We start from the raw sequence: 18,472 nt of genomic DNA, 5'->3' as shown, positions 1-18,472 counted from the left end.
GGGGCACGGACGACGTCGCACGCCCCGGCGAACTCACCTGGGGGCACACCGCGTTGTGCACGCCCCCGAGCGAGGGCGCCGCGCTCCGACTGCCGGACGCGGGCGCGCTCGGGACTGTCGGTCACGCCCCGTATCCTCAGTGACCATGCTCGAAGACCGTACGACCACAGCGTTCCCGGCCCCTTGGCCGGCCGCGTATCCCGAGGGGTACGCGGTCGTGGACGTGGAGACCACCGGCCTGGCCCGGCACGACCGGATCATCTCGGCCGCCGTCTACCGGGTGGACGCACGCGGTGAGGTCGAGGACCACTGGTACACGCTGGTCAACCCGCAGCGCGACCCGGGCCCCGTGTGGATCCACGGCCTCGACAGCGAAGCACTCGAAGGGGCGCCGCTCTTCGGGGACATCGCGGACGAGTTCGCCGACCGGCTCGCCGGCCGGGTCCTCGTCGCGCACAACGCGGTCTTCGACTGGTCGATGATCGCCCGCGAGTACGCGCGCGCCGAGCGCGAGGCGCCGGTCCGTCAGCGGCTGTGCACCATCGCGCTCTCCAAGGAGCTGGGCCTGCCGCTGGCCAACCACAAGCTGGAGACGCTGGCGGCGCACTTCGGTGTCGTCCAGCAGCGCGCCCACCACGCGCTGGACGACGCGCGCGTGCTGGCCGAGGCGTTCCGGCCCAGCCTGCACGCCGCGGCGCGGGGCGGCGTTCGGCTGCCACTGCTGGAGTGCCGCCCGCTCACCGAGTGGTCCGCCTCCCCGACGATCGGCAGGCAGTCCTCGGTGGGCTACCGGCCCGGCACATGGCGCCCCTCCCGCAGGCGCCCGGCCTGCCCGTATCCCAATCCGGGGCGCTACGAGGACGGCGAACGCCTCAAGCAGGGCATGCGGGTGGCGTTCTCCGGCGACACCTCGGTCGAGCGGGACCTGCTGGAGGACCGGGCCGTCGAGGCGGGCCTGCACGTGGCCACGAGCCTGTCCCGGCTCACCAGTCTGCTGGTCACCAACGACCCCGACTCGGGCACCTCGAAGACGGTCAAGGCCCGCCAGTACGGGACGCCGGTGGTGGACGAGGCCGCCTTCGGACAGCTGCTGCGGGACGTGGCACCCGCGGACCCGCAGCCGGCGGGGAGAACGGGGTCCCCGGCGCCGGAGCGGCGCTGACGGACGTACGGGTGATTGCCGGGCGACTCGCCTCGCGCCCGCTCGCCCGCGCGGCGGCGACGGCACACGCTGTGGCGCATGGCGAGATGTGAAGTTTGCGGCAACGACTACGGAATGACCTTCGAGGTGCACGCGCAGGGCGCGGTGCACGTCTTCGACTGCTTCTCCTGCGCCATCCACCGTATGGCGCCCATCTGCGAACACTGCCGTGTCCAGATCATCGGCCAGGGAGTCGAGGTCGACGGTCACTGGTACTGCGGAGCCCACTGCTCCCGCGCCGAGGGGAGGGTGGGGATCGTCGACAACGCGTGAGCCGGTACCCGCCTGAATGCACCCCACGACCGAGTTGTACGGTCGTGGGGTGTACCGCTTCCTGTTGACCCGCCAGTGGGTGATCCTCACCCTCGTGGCCCTCTTGCTCATCCCGACGATGATCAGGCTGGGTGTCTGGCAGCTGCACCGCCATGACCACAGGCAAGCGCTGAACAAGGTGATCGACGACTCGCTGGCGGCGCAGCCCGTGTCCGCGGAGTCCCTCACCTCGGTCGGCGGATCGGTCCGGCACGAGGACCTCTACCGCCGGGTGACCGCGAAGGGCCGCTTCGACACGGCGCACGAACTGGTCGTGCGCCGTCGTACGAGCACGGACGACCAGGTCGGCTACCACGTCCTCACGCCGTTCGTGCTGGACGACGGCAGGACTCTGCTCGTCAACCGGGGCTGGATCCCCTCCCCCGGCTCGCAGACCGCCTTCCCGAAGATCCCCGCGCCCGTCGAGGGCGAGATCACCGTCACCGGCCGGCTGATGCAGGACGAGACGACGGCCGCGAGCGGCATCAAGAACGTCAAGGGGCTGCCGGACCGCCAGATCATGCTGATCAACAGCGGGCAGATCGGCACACTCCTGCGCGACGGGGGCGACGGCTCCGCCAAGGACGTGCTCGGCGGCTACATCGAACTGACCTCCCCCGCCCCCAAGGGCGGCAGCCCGGAGCTGATCCCGTCGCCCAAGGAGGACAGCAGCTGGATCGGCCTCGGCGACATCAACCTGCCGTACGCGGTCCAGTGGTGGCTGTTCGCGGCGGCGGTCCCGATCGGCTGGGTGATCCTGGTCCGCCGTGAGGCCCGGGAGCGGTCCAGGCGCACCGAGGAGCGGCACGAGGAACCGGCACCCGCCGCGGTGGGCTGACCTCGACCCGGCGCGCCACCGTCCGGCGACCCGGAGGAACAGGGTCCGGGCGACGGGAGGATGTGCGAGACGCACAAAACAGGGAAGACGGACAACCTGCGGGGCGGGCGCGGACGTCGGGGCTGGGCGACGCGCCCGTCCCGCGGCCCCGGTGCCGGGCTGCGGGACCGCCCCGGTCCTCCGGCCGGCACGGCCCGTCGGGTACCGCACTCGCCCTTCCGGGTGACGAGACGGCAGGATAGGGGCCATGGATCTTGGACTGAAGGACCGTGTGTACGTCGTCACCGGCGCCACTCGCGGGCTGGGCAACGCTGCCGCGCGGGAACTCGTCGCCGACGGGGCGAAGGTGGTCGTCACCGGCCGCGACGAGAAGCGGACCGCCGATGCCGCCGCCGAACTGGGTGCCAACGCCGTGGGCGTGGCCGTCGACAACTCCGACCCCGGGGCGCCTGCCCGGCTGATCGCCACGGCACGTGAGCACTTCGGCGGTTTCGACGGCGTCCTGATCAGCGTCGGCGGCCCGCCGCCGGGCCGGCTCGCCGACAACACGGACGAGCAGTGGACGGCCGCCTTCCAGTCCGTCTTCCTCGGTGCGGTACGGCTGGCCCGCGCCGCCGCCGCGGAACTGGCCGAGGGCGGTGTCATCGGCTTCGTCCTGTCCGGTTCCGTGTACGAGCCCATCCAGGGCCTGACCATCTCCAACGGTCTGCGGCCCGGACTCGCGGGCTTCGCCAAGTCCCTCGCGAACGAGCTGGGCCCGCGCGGCATTCGCACCGTCGGGCTCCTCCCGGCCCGGATCGACACGGACCGGGTGCGCGAGCTGGACGCCCTCGCCGCCGATCCGGACGCGGCCCGGACGGCCAACGAGGCCTCCATCCCGCTGCGCCGCTACGGCACCCCGGAGGAGTTCGGCCGCACGGCCGCCTTCCTGCTCTCACCGGCGGCGTCGTATCTGACCGGGATCATGGTTCCGGTGGACGGCGGGGCCCTGCACGGCTTCTGACCCCTGGGCACGGTCCCGGGGGCCGTCCGTTCACGGCATCAGCTCACGCGCCCCGCGCGGTACTTGGCTCCACGCAGCCGTACCTCGGTGGGCAGTGCGGCGAGTCCCGCCGACTCGCGGGCGTGGGCCAGGGACCCGGTGGTGAGCCGGTGCAGCGCGTCCGCGGGATCCACGTACGGTTCGAGCAGGAGCCGTACCCGTGCCCGAGGCGCGCTGCGTCGCCCGGTCAGCAGCACCCGGGCCTCCTGGACGCCGTCCAGCCGCCCCGCGTCCTCGGCGAGGACGCCCTCCATGGCGCGCCCGCGCAACAGGGCGCCCGCACCGTCCCCGGTGTCGACGAGGACCTCGCTGAGCCGGCGGCGTCTGAGCACTGCCGACAGCCACCACACGGCGAGCAGCACAAGGACGGTGAGGGCGCCGATGACGGTCGGCCACCACCAGCCCTCCTGACGCCACCGGGTCCGTTCGGCATCGCTGAGCAGGACGTCGTGCGGCCCGTGATGGACCCACCACGAGGGCGGAGCCGTCCCCAGGCCGACGGCGAGGACGGAACCGCCGAGGACGACGAGGCCGAGTCCGGCCAGCCCGATCAGTACACGGTTGATGATCCGCAGCACCGCGCCTCACCCCTTCCGTCCGGTTCGCCGTACATGCACCGACAGACCGGGCCTGCGGTCGAGCCCGAGGCCCCGCACGGCGTCGGCGAGGGTGGCGTCCAGGTCGGCCCGCACCTCGTCGAGTTCCCGGAAGTGCGAGACCGCCCGCACGTCCGCCCTCCCGCGTCCCATACGGACGCGCACGGACTGCACACCGGACACCTCCATGGCACGGTCGCGCAGCACGCTCGCGGCGGCGGCACGGTGCAGCCCGGCCTCCACGTCGGCGTGAGTCGGACGCATCGTCAGCACGCCGCGCAGACCGGGCGTCACGGCGAGCGCCAGCAGCCACAGGCCGAGGACCACGGCCACGGCGGCTCCGGCCAGCACCCAGATGTCGTCGAGGGGCCGTCCGGCGAGCTCCCGGACGAGGACCCTGCGCGCGTGCAGGGCGGACCTGTCGGCCCTCACGGCCGTGATGTCGTACAGCAGCAGGACCGCGCCGGTCAGTACGACCAGCGCCACGACGCCCGCCGGGACGCGGCGCGCGGACCAGAAGCGGCCGCCGCTTCCATGCGCACCGTCCACGGGCTCGTACGCCGCGGCGGACGCGGACTGGCCCAGCCCGCCCTCCGCGGCCTTCTCGATGACCGGGAGCCTCTGCGTACTCTCGCGGCCCTGGGCCTCGCTCATTGCGTCCTCCCCTGTGCCGGGCCTGGATGCAGCCGCTCCACCTGGACGGCGACCTCGTGCACCTCCATCCCCGCCAAGGCGCCTACCCGCTCGACGACCCGGCGACGCACCGCACCGCACCGGCCGCCGATGTCGCAGGGGTAGCCCAGTTCGAGGCTGATGCCGACGCGCGCCGTACCGGTCGGGCTCGCCCCTCCCCCGGCGGTGTCGGTGGCGTGGTGCAGTACGACGACCGTCGCGTGCGGAGGTGCGGCCTCCGGTGGCAGCGTGCCGAGCGCCTCCTGCGCCGCCTGTGCGGCGATCTTCGCGACGACCAGGTCGGCGATCACGGTGGCGCCGCGCTCGGCCGGAGCCACCGCTCCTGCCGCCCTCCGGCTCCCTCCGCTCCGCTCACCCTCCACGGTCCGGTCACTCACGCGTTCACCGCTCCCGGTCTTCGCGGGTGCGGAAGAAGTCGTCGACGTCCAGATCCCCTTCCAGGAAGCGGCCGACGACAAAGCCGACGGCGCCGAGGGCCGCCACGAGCAGGAACGCGCCGAAGCCTCCGAAGTACCCGGCGAAGCCCAGCGCCATCCCGGCGATCATGCCGATCACGGCCAACCCCATGCTGCGCTCCTCAGCTCACGGCGACCCGGCTACTGGAGCCGCGTCTCCGGCTCGTCGTCCCGTTCGTCGGGCAGTTTCACATCGCCGACCGCGATGTTGACCTCGACGACCTCCAGCCCGGTCATCCGCTCGACCGCCGCGATGACGTTCTCGCGCACGGCGCGCGCCACATCCGCGATGGACACCCCGTACTCCACGACGATCTCCAGGTCGAGCGCGGTCTGCACCTCGCCGACCTCGGCCTTCACGCCCCGGGTCGCCTTCGAGCCGCCGGGGACCCGGTCGCGGACGGCGCCGAAGGTGCGGCTCAGGCCGCCGCCCAGGTCGTGCACGCCGGGCATGTCACGCGCCGCGAGTGCGGCGATCTTCTCGACCACGCCGTCCGCGATGGTCGTCCTTCCCCGCGTGGCGGGATCGCCGCCGCCCCGCCGGGTGGGCTTGCGGGTCTGTATCGGCTCCGCACCCCCGGAGGCCGCCGCCGGCCTGTTCCGCTCGGTCATCTCGGTCATCGCCGCGTGTGCCCTTTCGGTCGCCCTCCCTCACCCACCGTAAGGGCGCGGACACGGCTGCGCCCGTGGACGGGACGGGCTGGATCGATGGCGGCGGACGCACGGCCGGTGACGGCGCGGAGCCCCGGCGCGGCTGCCGTACGACGGCGCCCGGATCACCTGGCGGGCGGCTCGGCGGCGGGGGCCCCGGATCACGCTCGTGGCTCCGGCCGCGTGCGGGTGCACGCGGCCGCCCTGGCCGTTGCGGATCGGTACGGAGCGCGCGGTCGTGGCACCCCACCGCGCGGGACGCCGAACCGGTCACCTGGCAGCCGCCCGCCTCCGCCGGTCGCGGAGCCACGGCCGGAACCCGATCCGCTCCTCGCAGCCGACGACGAGTCGGGCGTGGTCCGGTCCGCGCAAGGAACCGGCACCCAGGGGTGTGCCGGGCACGTCCACGAGCGGCGGGGCGGCACGTCCCTGCCCCGCCGCGATGTCCGGGTGCGGCCAGCGGTCGCGCCGGCCCCACGGGCGCAGCATGGCCCGGGCCGTCCGGGCCGCGGCAGCGCAGGCGGCGCTGCCCGGGCCGTCCGTCGGTCGCCGTCCTCGTGACGGCCGCCGAGCGCGACCCGGGTCCCGACGGTCCGACGTCCGCTACTCGCCCACTCCGGCCAGGTCCCGGATCCGGCGGGCCTGGGCGGCCCGCTCGGCGGCACGCTGCTCGTCGTACGTCCGCCCCGACGCCCCGACCAGCAGTGCCTTGGTCTCGATCACGGCGTCCCGGGGGGCGGCCAGCAACGCGGACGCCAGGTCCCGCACCGTGTCGTCGAGCTGCTCGCGCGGCACGGAGATGTTCGCGAGCCCCGTGCTCACGGCCTCCTCGGCCGCAACGAACCGGCCCGTCGCACAGATCTCCAGTGCGCGGGCACGGCCGACGAGGCCCACCAGCGGATGCGTGCCGGCCAGGTCCGGAACCAGGCCGAGGCTCGTCTCGCGCATGGCGAACTGCACGTCGTCCGCGACGACGCGCAGATCACAGGCGAGGGCGAGCTGGAACCCGGCTCCGATCGCATGCCCTTGGACGGCGGCGATGGACACGATGTCGTTGCGCCGCCACCAGGTGAACGCCTCCTGGAATCCGGCGATGGCGGCGTCCAGCTTCGCATCGCTGCCACGCGCGAGGTCGGTGAAGGACGGTTCGCCTTCGATGCCCTCGGGCGTGAACATCCGTCGGTCGAGCCCCGCCGAGAACGACTTGCCCTCGGCACGCAGCACGACCACACGGACCGAACCGGGCAGCGCGCTCCCGGCCTCCGCCAACGCCCGCCACAGAGCGGGACTCTGGGCGTTGAGCTTGGCCGGATTGGTCAGCGTCACCGTGGCGATCGTCTCGTCCACGGTGAGCCGTACGCCGTCCTTGTCGAGTACCGGGTCGAGCGAAGCCATGGGGCGCCTCCGATAGGTGCGGTCAGAAAAGGACACCGTGCGACGGCGTCCGTAAGTGACTGCACAGTAACCACCCAGCCGGTCAACCGACCGACCGGGTGGCCACCATCGAATCCGAGGGGCCGCCCGGCGTCAGGCCGACGTGGCCTTCTTGCCCCGCGTCGCCCCGCCACGCCCTCGAAGCGTGACGCCCGACTCGCTGAGCATCCGGTGGACGAAGCCATACGAGCGGCCGGTCTCCTCGGCCAGTGCCCGGATGCTCGCACCGGAGTCGTACTTCTTCTTCAGGTCTGCCGCGAGCTTGTCGCGCGCGGCGCCGGTCACCCGGCTGCCCTTCTTCAGAGTCTCGGCCACCCGTGCCTCCTCATGGGAAGTGCGCTCTGGTCTCCTCATGATCACCCCTCGGAGGCGCGATGGCCACCCATTCGGCAAGGTCCGTGCGACACGGTTCTGACGACGGGAGCACATCCCCACGAGTGGAATTCCGCATTCCGCCCTGCGCCGTCCGTACGGCCGAACGGGTTCTTCCGGGAAGGGCCAGGTCAGCGACGCACAACGGCCGAGCCCTTGAGGCGAAAGGGCTCGGCCGGGAAATCGGTGTATGACACACCCCGGTACGAGGAGATCTCACACAGATGATGGATCACGGATCGGCCGAATGATCCATACGCAGTGGATCAGTCATTCGATCAACCGGCGCTGACGGCTCGGCGCACGGGAGTGCTCAGGCGAGGGTGACGAGGTCCGCGTAGTCCGCGCCCCACAGGTCCTCGACGCCGTCGGGCAGCAGGATGATCCGCTCCGGCTGGAGCGCCTCGACCGCGCCCTCGTCGTGCGTGACCAGGACGACCGCACCGGTGTAGGTGCGCAGCGCGCCGAGGATCTCCTCGCGGCTGGCCGGGTCGAGGTTGTTGGTCGGCTCGTCCAGCAGCAGCACGTTCGCGGACGACACCACGAGGGTGGCGAGGGCGAGACGGGTCTTCTCACCGCCGGACAGCACACCGGCCGGCTTGTCCGCGTCGTCCCCGGAGAACAGGAACGAGCCGAGCACCTTGCGAACCTCGACCAGGTCCATGTCGGGCGCCGCGGAGCGCATGTTCTCCAGGACCGTGCGGTCCGGGTCGAGGGTCTCGTGCTCCTGCGCGTAGTAGCCGAGCTTGAGGCCGTGACCGGGGACGACGGAGCCGGTGTCGGGCTGCTCGGCGCCCGCCAGCAGCCGCAGCAGGGTGGTCTTGCCGGCGCCGTTGAGGCCGAGGATGACGACCCTCGAGCCCTTGTCGATGGCCAGGTCGACGTCGGTGAAGATCTCCAGGGAGCCGTACGACTTCGACAGGCCCTCGGCCGTCAGCGGGGTCTTGCCGCAGGGCGCGGGCTGCGGGAAGCGAAGCTTGGCGACCTTGTCGGACTGGCGCACCGCGTCCAGGCCGGAGAGCAGCTTCTCGGCACGGCGGGCCATGTTCTGCGCCGCGACCGTCTTGGTGGCCTTGGCGCGCATCTTGTCGGCCTGGGCGTTGAGCGCGGCGGCCTTCTTCTCGGCGTTGGCGCGCTCCCGCTTGCGGCGCTTCTCGTCGGCCTCGCGCTGCTGCTGGTAAAGCCGCCAGCTCATGTTGTAGATGTCGATCGCGGAACGGTTCGCGTCCAGGTAGAACACCTTGTTGACGACCGTGTCGACCAGGTCGACGTCGTGCGAGATGACGATGAAGCCGCCGCGGTAGGACTTGAGGTAGTCGCGCAGCCAGACGATCGAGTCGGCGTCGAGGTGGTTGGTCGGCTCGTCGAGCAGCAGCGTGTCCGCGTCGGAGAAGAGGATGCGGGCCAGCTCGATACGGCGGCGCTGACCGCCGGAGAGCGTGTGCAGGGGCTGGCCCAGCACCCGGTCGGGCAGGTTGAGCGCGGCGGCGATGGTGGCCGCCTCGGCCTCGGCGGCGTACCCGCCCTTGGTGAGGAACTCCGTCTCCTGGCGCTCGTACTGCTTCATCGCCTTGTCGCGGGTGGAGCCCTTGCCGTTGGCGATGCGCTGTTCGTTCTCGCGCATCTTGCGGATCAGGACGTCCAGGCCGCGCGCGGACAGGACGCGGTCGCGGGCGAGCACGTCCAGATCGCCGGTGCGCGGGTCCTGCGGGAGGTAGCCGACCTCGCCGGAGCGGGTGACGGTGCCCGCGGCGGGCATGCCCTCGCCGGCGAGGACCTTCGTGAGGGTCGTCTTGCCGGCGCCGTTGCGGCCGACCAGACCGATGCGGTCGCCCTTGGCGACGCGGAAACTGGCGTTCTCGATGAGGATGCGGGCACCGGCGCGCAGCTCGATACCGGAGGCGGAGATCACGGACAGACTCCAGGGCGGAGGAAGGGCGGGATGGACGGCTGAGGGCGTTCCCGCCGTCTAATGCGCGAGGAGAATGGCCATGGAGCCAGTCTAACGGGGTCGTGCAAGCGCTTTTTCGATGTGCGGACGTTCGGCACTGTGATGCTCGTTGCCCTCGCCGGTCGCCCCGGCCGTGCGGTCCGGCGCAGCGCAGTGGTGGCAACGGGTCGCCGCCCGGCTGTCCCTCGTTCGTGGAAGAGCCGGGCGCGGCGGCCCGGGTCGGTACGAGGATGTCTCCCGCGGACGGCGCACGTCGCGTCCGGGGCCGCGCCCCATGACACCGTGGTACCTCGTCCGTCCGCTCGGTGCCGGGACCGTTGTCAGTGGCGGGTGCGAGACTGCACGGCGGCCGAGGTTCCGGCCGGGACACCGGAGGGAGTGATCGGAATGGCGGGCATGGACGGCAGGCGTCCGAGCATCTACCCCACTCTGCTGTACGCGGACGCCAAGGCGGCGATCAGGCAGCTGACGGAGGCGTTCGGCTTCACGGAGCTGTCGGTGTACGAGGGGGAGGACGGCTCGGTGCTGCACGCCGAGCTCGTGCAGGGCAACGGCGCGGTGATGCTCGGCTCGAAGGGCCGGGGAGGACTCTTCGACGAGGCGATGAAGGGCGCGGGCCCCTGCGGGGTGTACATCGTCGTGGACGACGTCGACGCACACCACCAGCGGGCCGTGGAGCACGGTGCGGACATCCTGATGCCGCCGACGGACCAGGACTACGGCTCTCGGGACTACATGGCCCGGGACGCCGAGGGCAACATCTGGAGCTTCGGCACGTACGCCCCCGAGACAGCGGGCTGACCGGCGGTCAGCTGCCTCCCGTGTGGACATGGAACGCGGCGCGGCGCACGGCCTTGGCCAGCGCCGGGTCCGGGTGGGCGGCGGCGAGCGCGACCAGTACCTGCACCGTGCGCGGATGCCCGACCGCGCGCACCTCGTCGAGGAGCGCCGGGATGGTGGGCTGCACGGCGGACTCCAAATGGCGCACGAGCAGCGGGGCTTCGCCGTGGTCGGCGACGGCCGCGGCGGTGTCGACCCACAGCCAGGTGGCCTCTTCGCGGGTGAGCACCTCGTGGGCGTCGTCCGGATCGGTGCCGTCGTGTTCGGCGAGCCAGAGCAGCGCATAGGGGCGCAGCGGGGTCTCCTCCGCTGCGGCCCGCACCTCGGCCTCGGCGGCGGCGCCGACCACGCGCAGCGCCTCGAAGGCCAGGCCGCGCAGGAGGGCGTCCTCACCGCCGGCGGCCGCGAGCAGCTCGGTGACGGCGCTGCCCACGGTGCGGGCCGCGAGCCAGGCGCGGTACTCGGCGCGCGCCGCGTTCGGGCGGAGCTGGGCGCAGCCGCGGAGCATGTCCTCGGCGTTCTGCTCGATGTTCCCGGCGGGGCTCTGCGCGGCGACGCAGATCTGCTCGAGTTTGACCCAGACCGCCCAGCTGCCGATCGGGGTGAGGGTGGCCTGCCCGTCGGCGCAGGTGAGGGCGCCGACATAGGCGAGCGCGTCCAGGGCCCAGTCGAGCAGGGGGGCGAGGTCGGCGTCCTCCGCGACGGCGTGGACGGGGGCCTCCACCGGGGCCGGCTGCGGCCCGTAGGGGACCTCGCAGCGCTCGGTACGCAGTTCGGTGACCCGTTGTCCGAGGAGGTCGAGAAGCTGCTCGACGGGGACGGGTCCCGCGGACAGCTGCAGGAAGGAGAGCACCTGCGGCATGGCCGAGACGACCTCGGCGACGGCAGCGTGCTCCCGGTCCGCGGGCTCGGGACAGGCGAGCGACCAGGCGTCGAAGAGGGCGACCCAGCCGCGCAGCACGGCGGAGTCGTCACGGTTCCAGGCACGCAGCCGCCAACCGGGGCGGGCGCTGTCGCCGTGCACCTCGACGAGACCCGCCAGCCGCGCGGTGTCCCAGTCGGCACGGGCCTGAGCGACGGTCAGACCGAGGTCGGCTGCCGCCTGTTCGGCGGTTGCGTCCGCAAGCGTGCCCCGGCCCTGGGCGGTCGCGCCGTCGCGGCCCGGACGGAGCGCGGTGTCGGCCCAGCGGGCCACGCGGGCCGCGCCGGCCAGTCGGGCGCGGGCCATCCTCGCCAGTTCCGCGGGCGGAGGTGTGCCCTCGGGCGGCCTGGGCGCGGGGCGGCGCGAGTGGTGCTGGGTCACCGCCCGGGGAGCGGCGGCGAGCGGCCGCGGGCGGACGAGTCGGAGCCTGGAGTCGCGCGGGGTACGGGACGTCACGGGTGCAGTCTTCCGGTTGACGGTCCGAAAACCCAAACGGAATGTCACGGCGAGCGACGGGCCCCGCCAACGCATGGGTCCCGGAAAGGGCGTGCGCACACGGAAAGGGCTTGTCAAAGCCGCTAACCGGAAGGGTCCGGACGCGCGGGGCGCGGGGCCGGCCCGACGGTGCCGAGCCGGCCGCCCCGGATGCCGTCCCGCTACATGAGCGGGGTGAGGAAACGCCGCATCGCCTCTTCGTAGGTCCCCGGGTCCACGTTCCACATCGCGCCGTGCGGGGCGTTCCGCACGGTGTGCAGGGTGACCAGGTCACGGCGGCGTTCGGCGAGGCGCCGTGAGGGACCCCAGGGGGCGACCGTGTCGTCGGGGCCGTGGAAGATCAGGGTCGGCACCCGCAGCAGGCCCGCTTCCGCGGCGTCCCGGACACCGTCGCCGTACAGACCGGTGCGGCCCTGGGCGGCGCGAACCGCCAGCGGCAGCAGGGCGCCGGGGGTGCGGCGGGCCGCGGCGAGGGCGCGCAGCGTGGCCTCCCAGCTGAGCACCGGCGAGTCGAGGACGAGCCCCGAGATCCGCTCGCGCAGCGGCGAATGCGTGGCGGCGCGCAGCGCCATGGTGGCGCCGGTGGACCAGCCGTGCAGGACGACGCGCTCGGCCCCGTGGCGCACGGCGTAGCGGATGGCGGCGTCCACGTCCCGCCACTCGGTCTCGCCGAGGTGGTTCAGCCCGTCCGGGGGCCGGGGCGCGCCGCGGTCGCCGCGGTAGGTGATGTCGAGGACCGGGAACCGGAGCCGCCGGAGGAATCCCAGAACGTTCATGGGGTGTTCCCGGGTGGCACCGAGCCCGTGCACGGTGATCACCCAGGTGTCCCGGATACCCGAGAGGAACCAGGCCGGCATGGCTCCGAGTTCCCCGGGGACGTCGACGTCGGCGTGATCCAGACCGAGGGCGGTCCTCGGATCGCCGATGTGCAGGGTCGGGGTGAGCCAGGCCTTGTCGCCGGGTTCGAGCGTGCCATGGGTGACCCGTTCCAGGCGGCGGACGACGCTGTCGGGGGAATGGGGCGCCGTCTCGAGCACGGGGCCCACGACCGCGTGCGAGCCGTGTCCGGAGAGGCCGTAGGTGCCGGGGCGCCGGGAGGCCAGATCGCGGGTGAGCACGATCCGGCCTGCCGCCAGGGAGTGCACGGTGAGGCGGGGTTCGGTGGGCAGCGGGCGGCCCGGGGGCGCCTTGAGCGCGGCATCGCTGGCGAAGCGGCCCGCGACGACGCCTGCCGCGCCCGCTGCTATGGCTACGGTGACGGCCGCGGCCGCCGCTTTGACAGTGCGCACCCGTCCAGTCTCCCGGTGGAGCCCACGCCCGGCCAGTGGACCGGCTCCGCCCGTGTGGGCGAGGGGGGCGCACGGCGGTCCGCACCCGCACTTCGAGCCGGCCGGCTACGCGCGGCCCTGTCCGTACCCCCGCAAGCGCTCCGCCACCTCGGACACCTGCTCGGGGGTGAGCAGCGCGGGCGACAGGCCCGGCACCGACGACGCCGTCAGCCACAGGCGGCACATCCACTCCAACTGGGCCGTGCGGTCGTAGGCCTGGGTCAGCGAGGACCCATGGGCGACCGTGCCGTGGTTCTGCAGCAGGCACGCGGTGCGGTCGGTCAGGGCGCGCAGCATGTTCTCGGCCAACTCCGCGGTGCCGTACGTGGCGTACGGGGCGACCCGGACCGCGCCGCCGAGCGCCGCGGCCATGTAGTGGACCAGGGGCAGTTCCGCCACCAGCGTGGAGACGGCCGTGGCGTGCACGGCGTGCGTGTGGACGACTGCCCGCGCCGTCGTCGTGCGGTAGACCGCCAGGTGCATCGGCAGCTCGCTGGTCGGCCGCAGTGTGCCGAGCACCTGCCGCCCGTCGGGATCGACCCCGACCGCGTCACCCGGCTCCAGCCGCTCGTACGGCACACCCGTGGGCGTCACCAGCACGATGTCGCCGACCCGTACGGAGACATTGCCGGACGTGCCTACGACCAGGCCGTCGGCCACGGTCCGGCGTGCGGTGGCGACGAGTTCGTCCCACGCGCGCGCGACCTCGCCCGCCGCCTCGGGTCCGCCCCGCCCCCGTCCGTCCCGTCCGGCATCTTCCGCGTCCCGTGCGCCGCCTCGCTGTTCAGCCATGCCGCGATCCTGCCAGGCGGGTGACCGGCCGACCGGTGACCGGCGCGAGCAGGGCGGAGGACACACACCCACCGCGGTCCAAATATGGGCATACCGACCGCCTCACAAACAACCGGCTCGCATTCGACCAAGTCCCACCCTCCCTTCGTAACCCTTGGTCGAAATGCCCGATTCATTGACACTCGAGAAGAAAAGGGGTGTATGGCAACGAACCACATCACGGTCATACCCGCACCGCAGGCCGTGCGTTGAGCGTGACGGCGCTCACCCCCGAGTGGGGTGACCGCCGGGTGACCAAAGTCTCTCCGGCGGCCCATGAGCCGGCCGCCGAGGTCCACGAAGGACCGGTGGGGACCCCTAGAGGGCATACGGAGCCCGGAATTCCGCCTTCGTTCGAAGACTTGACTGCCATCGGCCCGCCGCGCACGGCGTCACATCAGGCCGTTTGATACACCCTCAAGACCTCCTCAGTTCACCTTCCGTTCATTCAGGTTTCCTACGTTCAACGCGCCACTGACCTCCCACAGAAGCCTGGGTAAATGGAACACATCACGCTCCTCCTCGGAATCGTGATCGTCACCGCTCTCGTGTTCGATTTCACGAACGGTTTCCACGACACTGCCAACGCGATGGCTACGACCATCTCGACCGGCGCCCTGAAGCCCAAGGTGGCGGTGGCGATGTCCGCCACGCTGAACCTCGTCGGCGCCTTCCTCTCCGTCGAGGTCGCCAAGACCATCTCCGGCGGCATCATCAACGAGCAGGGCATACGCGTCGAAGTGATCTTCGCGGCGCTGGTGGGGGCCATCCTGTGGAACCTGCTCACCTGGCTCCTCGGTCTGCCCTCCAGTTCCTCCCACGCCCTGTTCGGCGGTCTGATCGGCGCCGCCGTCTCCTCCGCCGGATGGTCCGCGGTGAACGGCTCGACGGTCGTCACCAAGGTCCTGATCCCAGCCGTCGCCGCGCCGATCGTGGCGGGCCTGGCGGCCATGCTCGCGACGCGCCTGTCCTACGTCATCGGCAGCCGCACCGACGACAGGGCCACGGCGAAGGGCTACCGGGCCGGCTCGATCGCCTCGGCCGGACTGGTGTCCCTCGCCCACGGCACCAACGACGCCCAGAAGACGATGGGCATCATCACCCTGGCGCTGGTCACCGGTGGCGTCATCGCCCCCGGCTCCAACCCTCCCACCTGGGTCATCGTCTCGGCCGGCCTGGCCATCGCCCTCGGCACCTATTTCGGCGGCTGGCGCATCATCCGCACCCTGGGCAAGGGGCTGACCGACCTCGCGCCGCAGCAGGGCTTCGCCGCCCAGACCAGCGCGGCGGCCGCGATCCTCGCGTCCTCGCACATCGGCTTCTCGCTCTCCACCACCCAGGTCTGCTCGGGCGCCGTCATGGGCGCCGGCCTCGGCCGCAAGGGCGGCGTGGTCCGCTGGTCCACCGCGACCCGGATGTTCGTCGCCTGGGGCCTGACGCTCCCGGCGGCCGGCCTCGTCGGTGCGGGCGCCGAATCCCTCACCAAGCAGGGCACGTGGGGCACGATCACCACGGGGGTGCTGCTTGTGGCGGGCGCCGGCGTCATCTGGACGCTGTCCCGGCGCCGGCCGGTCACGGTCGACAACGTCAACGACGTAGAGAGCGAGTCCGCGGGCGTCGTCACGACGGCGATCGCCGCGGTGATCCCCCCGCCGGCGGGCCCGGTCGTGACGGCCCCCGCCCCGGACCGGAACTCCGGCCCCACCGCCGAACCGACCAGCCACGCCACGGTTTAAGGAAACGCGTTCATGAACATCGACTGGGCAGCACTCGGCTCCGTCTTCGGCGTCAGCCTCGTGGTCACCGTGGCCCTGGTGGGCCTGTTCACCCTGGGCGTCGTGAGCCTGACGAAGAAGGAATCGGCCCGGGGCGGTACGGCCGCCCTGGCGGTCACCGGCGCGTACGCCTGTTTCGCGGCGTGCGCGGCGGCGGTCGGATACGGGATCTTTCTGATCGTCTCCTGACCCCACGCACCTCATCCGCCCGCTCGGGCCCGTACGGGTCGGACCCTCGCAGTGAACTTCACTGCGAGGGTCCGATTTTTTGTTGGGCATATGGCGGTTTGCTACGTTCTACACCGCATCGCGACCACGTCGAAAAGACAGGTGGCAGACAGCGAGCGGTCTGGCCGCCCTCCTCCAACTCACCTAGTCTATTGGGTGAGTTGCTGCTCGACGTCGGCCGCCCGACCTGACGAAGACGACGTGTGGCAGGGAGCGACATGGCCAGGGACATCGATCCGAGCCTGAACCGACGCAGGCTCCGCATCGAGTTGCGCAAGGCGCGCGAGGACGCCGGCCTCACACAGCGGGAGGCCGCCGACGCGCTGGAGTGGTCCCTGTCGAAGCTGATCCGGCTGGAGGCCGGGACGGTGAGCCTGAGTGTCACCGATCTGCGGGCCCTGCTCCAGCTCTACACCGTCACCGATCCCGCGCTGGTGGCCGAACTCGAGGAGGCCGCGCGCGGCTCCAAGGGGCCGTCCTGGTGGGCGGCGTACAGCGACATGGTGCGGCCGCAGTTCGCCCAGTACCTGGGGTACGAGAGCGCCGCGACCTCGATCCGCTTCTACCACCCGTCGGTCGTCTACTCGCTGCTGCAGATCGAGGACTACACCATGGCCCAGCTCGCACCGCGTGAGGCGGGCGAGCGCACCCGGCGCTCGGCGGAGCTGCGCGCCACCCGGCAGGAACGGATCTTCGACGGCGAGCACGGGCCGGACGTGAGCATCGTCCTGGACGAGGCGGTCCTGCGACGGGTGGTCGGTGGCCCGGGAGTGATGCGCCGGCAGCTGGAGCACCTCAAGACGATGTCCCGGCACCCCAGAGTCACCCTGTGCGTACTGCCGTTCAGGGCCGGCGCGCACTACAGCATGGGCGGCTCGTTCACGCTGCTCGGCTTCACGGACGGCGACGACCTGCTCTATCTGGAGGGCGCCACCGGCAGCGTGGCCAACCGTGACGACCTCGCTCTCACGGCCCGCTACCAGGAGTGCTTCGAGGACATCAGCAACAAGGCGTACGACGGCGACCGGCTCGTCGAGCTGATCGACGCGGTCAAGGAGAGTCTCGACAACGGCTGACACCCGGGACGGACGGCCCGGGCGGACAACGGGGAGGAAGACCGATGGCGGTCCTCGGGTTCCTTGAGTGGTGCAGGCAGTTGCGTGCGCTCCGCTTCGCGGCGGCGGGCGATCCGCCGCAGACCCCTCCGGAGCCCGCCCCCGCGGAGGACGCGGACACCCCGACCGCTGCGGCCGGCCCCCACGACCGGGACCAGGGTGCGGGGCCGGCGACCCGTCTGCTGCTGGGCACCACGTGCGGCAGCGTCCTGCTGTTCGCCGTCGCCCTGTCGGCCCGGGTGGCGGCCGGCCTCGGTCTGGGGGTCCCGTCCCCCCTGACCGTGTCCGTGCTGGGGGTGCTGGGGGCAGCGGTCGTCACCGCCCTGGCGGCGGGTGTCGGCCGTGCCCTGCGCCGCCGCTCGGCGGCGGCACGCCTCACCGGGATCAGCGGGATTCCGAACCCCGTGGACGAACCGTCGCCACGGCCCGGTCGAGAGCACGGAGACGCTCCGGGACCGGGGTGAGGCCCCACCACAGGCCCGCACAGGACGCCGCGGCGATCGTCACCACCAGCCAGACCAGGGCCCGCGCCAGGGACCCCGGGACGAGCAGTGCGGCGAGCGCACCGACGCCCACCGCGAACACCCCCGTGGTGAGGGAGAAGAGCGCCAGCGGGGCCGCCGCCGACAGCACGTTCCGTGGAGTGCGGGGGCCTCCCGCACGCGCCGATGCTTCCCTGGCCCCGTCCCCCATGTGGGTCCCTCCCGTCCCTCGGACGGACCGTCAGAAACCGTCCACCGCCGGGTCCTCGAGTCCAGCCAGCAAACCACACCAGGCGGTACGGCGAAAGACGAGCACCGGGCCGGTGCGCCGTTTCGAGTCACGCACCAGAATGCGCGCCCCCTCCACGGCGACCTCGACACAGTCGTTGTTGTCGTCGCCCGAGTAACTGCTCTTGCGCCAGAACCGCGCAGCCCTGCCGATCACACCGGCCCTCCGTCCCACCCCGTCAGCGAAACCGGCCCGGCTTCCCCGGCGCAGCGCCCCGGAGCGCCGAGCCACCACCGCTGCCGCATGCAACAGAGGCCCGGCCGCACCGGGTTCGTCTCCCCGCGACGAATCACCCGTTGCCGCTCGTCGGCGCTCTCCGCGTTCTTCGTGCCGTATCCGCTTGTTCTGCCGTTCCCTAGTCTTCCCAGGTTCCCCGCCCGGAAAGAGCACAGAAGGCGCCGATTCGGGCGGCTGACGATATTTCAGCGGTGTGGGCCTCCGCACACCGCAGCTTCGCAGGTCAAGAGCAAGTTGACGGGTGTTCCGGGGCCGTGGTGGACTGCCGGGGCCAGTACGGCGGCAGGAGAGGAAGCCGGTGCGAATCCGGCGCGGTCCCGCCACTGTCACCGGGGAGGAAACCCCGGGAGCCAGGAACTCTCGCCGCCGATCTCGTCGAACCAGG

Annotated in this window: 21 protein-coding genes and 1 riboswitch; of the genes, 9 read left to right on the top strand and 12 right to left on the bottom strand. The window is 72.2% G+C overall.

Annotation, left to right across the window (positions count from 1 at the left end):
• The first annotated feature begins 145 nt into the window (after positions 1-145).
• The 4 genes from RCR19_RS28610 (at position 146) to RCR19_RS28595 (ending at position 3,354) form a co-directional block, all read left to right on the top strand.
• Positions 146-1,162 (top strand): DEDDh family exonuclease, encoded by a 1,017-nt coding sequence (locus RCR19_RS28610; RefSeq protein WP_331267742.1) that lies wholly within the window; start codon positions 146-148, stop codon positions 1,160-1,162.
• Positions 1,163-1,240: 78 nt separating this feature from the next.
• Positions 1,241-1,474 carry a hypothetical protein gene (locus tag RCR19_RS28605; RefSeq protein ID WP_331267741.1) on the top strand — a complete coding sequence of 78 codons (234 nt, stop codon included), beginning with the start codon at positions 1,241-1,243 and terminating at the stop codon, positions 1,472-1,474.
• Between the two features lie 49 nt (positions 1,475-1,523).
• Positions 1,524-2,351: an SURF1 family protein gene (locus tag RCR19_RS28600; RefSeq protein WP_331267740.1), complete on the top strand. Its 828-nt coding sequence runs from the start codon at positions 1,524-1,526 to the stop codon at positions 2,349-2,351.
• 247 nt (positions 2,352-2,598) lie between these two features.
• Positions 2,599-3,354, top strand: coding sequence for an SDR family oxidoreductase (locus RCR19_RS28595; RefSeq protein WP_331267739.1), 756 nt, complete (start codon positions 2,599-2,601; stop codon positions 3,352-3,354).
• A 38-nt stretch (positions 3,355-3,392) separates the two neighbouring features.
• On the opposite strand, the gene amaP is transcribed toward RCR19_RS28595, so the two are convergent.
• The 8 genes from amaP to RCR19_RS28555 all read right to left on the bottom strand — a co-directional run bounded on the left by amaP (position 3,393) and on the right by RCR19_RS28555 (position 9,506).
• Positions 3,393-3,971, bottom strand: coding sequence for an alkaline shock response membrane anchor protein AmaP (gene amaP, locus RCR19_RS28590; RefSeq protein WP_331267738.1), 579 nt, complete (start codon positions 3,969-3,971; stop codon positions 3,393-3,395).
• Between the two features lie 6 nt (positions 3,972-3,977).
• Complete coding sequence (locus tag RCR19_RS28585) at positions 3,978-4,643, bottom strand: DUF6286 domain-containing protein (RefSeq protein WP_331267737.1); 666 nt, start codon at positions 4,641-4,643, stop codon at positions 3,978-3,980.
• Positions 4,640-5,059 (bottom strand): Asp23/Gls24 family envelope stress response protein, encoded by a 420-nt coding sequence (locus RCR19_RS28580; RefSeq protein ID WP_331267736.1) that lies wholly within the window; start codon positions 5,057-5,059, stop codon positions 4,640-4,642. The genes RCR19_RS28585 and RCR19_RS28580 overlap by 4 nt, the downstream gene beginning before the upstream one ends.
• Before the next feature lie 4 nt (positions 5,060-5,063).
• On the bottom strand, positions 5,064-5,249 hold the full coding sequence (locus tag RCR19_RS28575) for a hypothetical protein (protein ID WP_331267735.1): 186 nt from the start codon (positions 5,247-5,249) through the stop codon (positions 5,064-5,066).
• A gap of 29 nt (positions 5,250-5,278) precedes the next feature.
• Positions 5,279-5,758 carry an Asp23/Gls24 family envelope stress response protein gene (locus RCR19_RS28570; RefSeq protein ID WP_331267734.1) on the bottom strand — a complete coding sequence of 160 codons (480 nt, stop codon included), beginning with the start codon at positions 5,756-5,758 and terminating at the stop codon, positions 5,279-5,281.
• 633 nt (positions 5,759-6,391) lie between these two features.
• Positions 6,392-7,183, bottom strand: a complete 792-nt coding sequence (locus tag RCR19_RS28565; protein ID WP_331267733.1) for an enoyl-CoA hydratase/isomerase family protein — start codon at positions 7,181-7,183, stop codon at positions 6,392-6,394.
• 132 nt (positions 7,184-7,315) lie between these two features.
• A complete protein-coding gene (locus RCR19_RS28560) occupies positions 7,316-7,537 on the bottom strand; it encodes a helix-turn-helix domain-containing protein (RefSeq protein ID WP_009337982.1) in 222 nt (73 codons plus the stop codon).
• Positions 7,538-7,907: 370 nt separating this feature from the next.
• A complete protein-coding gene (locus RCR19_RS28555; RefSeq protein ID WP_331267732.1) occupies positions 7,908-9,506 on the bottom strand; it encodes an ABC-F family ATP-binding cassette domain-containing protein in 1,599 nt (532 codons plus the stop codon).
• Positions 9,507-9,932: 426 nt separating this feature from the next.
• Here RCR19_RS28555 and RCR19_RS28550 point away from each other — a divergent pair, with 426 nt between their 5' ends.
• Positions 9,933-10,346, top strand: coding sequence for a VOC family protein (locus RCR19_RS28550; RefSeq protein WP_059128703.1), 414 nt, complete (start codon positions 9,933-9,935; stop codon positions 10,344-10,346).
• A 7-nt stretch (positions 10,347-10,353) separates the two neighbouring features.
• Here RCR19_RS28550 and RCR19_RS28545 read toward each other — a convergent pair whose 3' ends face one another.
• From RCR19_RS28545 to RCR19_RS28535, 3 genes are all read right to left on the bottom strand, one after another.
• Complete coding sequence (locus tag RCR19_RS28545; RefSeq protein ID WP_331267731.1) at positions 10,354-11,763, bottom strand: hypothetical protein; 1,410 nt, start codon at positions 11,761-11,763, stop codon at positions 10,354-10,356.
• 200 nt (positions 11,764-11,963) lie between these two features.
• Complete coding sequence (locus RCR19_RS28540; protein ID WP_331267730.1) at positions 11,964-13,091, bottom strand: alpha/beta fold hydrolase; 1,128 nt, start codon at positions 13,089-13,091, stop codon at positions 11,964-11,966.
• Between the two features lie 105 nt (positions 13,092-13,196).
• Positions 13,197-13,922, bottom strand: a complete 726-nt coding sequence (locus RCR19_RS28535; protein ID WP_331267729.1) for a class II aldolase/adducin family protein — start codon at positions 13,920-13,922, stop codon at positions 13,197-13,199.
• Positions 13,923-14,461: 539 nt separating this feature from the next.
• On the opposite strand from RCR19_RS28535, the gene RCR19_RS28530 reads away from it, so the two are divergent.
• From RCR19_RS28530 to RCR19_RS28515, 4 genes are all read left to right on the top strand, one after another.
• Positions 14,462-15,697, top strand: a complete 1,236-nt coding sequence (locus RCR19_RS28530; protein ID WP_331267728.1) for an inorganic phosphate transporter — start codon at positions 14,462-14,464, stop codon at positions 15,695-15,697.
• Positions 15,698-15,709: 12 nt separating this feature from the next.
• A complete protein-coding gene (locus RCR19_RS28525; RefSeq protein WP_059128708.1) occupies positions 15,710-15,925 on the top strand; it encodes a hypothetical protein in 216 nt (71 codons plus the stop codon).
• A gap of 257 nt (positions 15,926-16,182) precedes the next feature.
• On the top strand, positions 16,183-17,040 hold the full coding sequence (locus tag RCR19_RS28520; RefSeq protein WP_331267727.1) for a helix-turn-helix transcriptional regulator: 858 nt from the start codon (positions 16,183-16,185) through the stop codon (positions 17,038-17,040).
• A 44-nt stretch (positions 17,041-17,084) separates the two neighbouring features.
• Positions 17,085-17,543: a hypothetical protein gene (locus RCR19_RS28515; protein ID WP_331267726.1), complete on the top strand. Its 459-nt coding sequence runs from the start codon at positions 17,085-17,087 to the stop codon at positions 17,541-17,543.
• A gap of 259 nt (positions 17,544-17,802) precedes the next feature.
• On the opposite strand, the gene RCR19_RS28510 is transcribed toward RCR19_RS28515, so the two are convergent.
• Complete coding sequence (locus RCR19_RS28510; protein WP_059128711.1) at positions 17,803-18,006, bottom strand: DUF397 domain-containing protein; 204 nt, start codon at positions 18,004-18,006, stop codon at positions 17,803-17,805.
• A 368-nt stretch (positions 18,007-18,374) separates the two neighbouring features.
• Positions 18,375-18,447: riboswitch (cobalamin riboswitch) on the top strand.
• The last annotated feature ends 25 nt before the right edge of the window (positions 18,448-18,472 follow it).

This window comes from Streptomyces sp. WAC07094 (genome assembly GCF_036320405.1).
Classification (GTDB): Bacteria; Actinomycetota; Actinomycetes; order Streptomycetales; family Streptomycetaceae; genus Streptomyces; species Streptomyces lannensis.
Note: the sequence above shows the minus strand (reverse complement) of the source record. Positions and strands in the feature narration are given on the sequence as shown.

Excerpts from the sequence above, each read along its gene's own strand:
- RCR19_RS28535 (WP_331267729.1), bottom strand. The coding sequence starts at position 13,922 with ATGGCTGAACAGCGAGGCGGCGCACGGGACGCGGAAGATGCCGGACGG.
- RCR19_RS28575 (WP_331267735.1), bottom strand. The coding sequence starts at position 5,249 with ATGGGGTTGGCCGTGATCGGCATGATCGCCGGGATGGCGCTGGGCTTC.
- RCR19_RS28530 (WP_331267728.1), top strand. The coding sequence starts at position 14,462 with ATGGAACACATCACGCTCCTCCTCGGAATCGTGATCGTCACCGCTCTC.
- RCR19_RS28525 (WP_059128708.1), top strand. The coding sequence starts at position 15,710 with ATGAACATCGACTGGGCAGCACTCGGCTCCGTCTTCGGCGTCAGCCTC.
- RCR19_RS28515 (WP_331267726.1), top strand. The coding sequence starts at position 17,085 with ATGGCGGTCCTCGGGTTCCTTGAGTGGTGCAGGCAGTTGCGTGCGCTC.
- RCR19_RS28520 (WP_331267727.1), top strand. The coding sequence starts at position 16,183 with ATGGCCAGGGACATCGATCCGAGCCTGAACCGACGCAGGCTCCGCATC.
- RCR19_RS28605 (WP_331267741.1), top strand. The coding sequence starts at position 1,241 with ATGGCGAGATGTGAAGTTTGCGGCAACGACTACGGAATGACCTTCGAG.
- RCR19_RS28585 (WP_331267737.1), bottom strand. The coding sequence starts at position 4,643 with ATGAGCGAGGCCCAGGGCCGCGAGAGTACGCAGAGGCTCCCGGTCATC.
- RCR19_RS28550 (WP_059128703.1), top strand. The coding sequence starts at position 9,933 with ATGGCGGGCATGGACGGCAGGCGTCCGAGCATCTACCCCACTCTGCTG.
- RCR19_RS28570 (WP_331267734.1), bottom strand. The coding sequence starts at position 5,758 with ATGACCGAGATGACCGAGCGGAACAGGCCGGCGGCGGCCTCCGGGGGT.
- RCR19_RS28595 (WP_331267739.1), top strand. The coding sequence starts at position 2,599 with ATGGATCTTGGACTGAAGGACCGTGTGTACGTCGTCACCGGCGCCACT.
- RCR19_RS28565 (WP_331267733.1), bottom strand. The coding sequence starts at position 7,183 with ATGGCTTCGCTCGACCCGGTACTCGACAAGGACGGCGTACGGCTCACC.
- RCR19_RS28610 (WP_331267742.1), top strand. The coding sequence starts at position 146 with ATGCTCGAAGACCGTACGACCACAGCGTTCCCGGCCCCTTGGCCGGCC.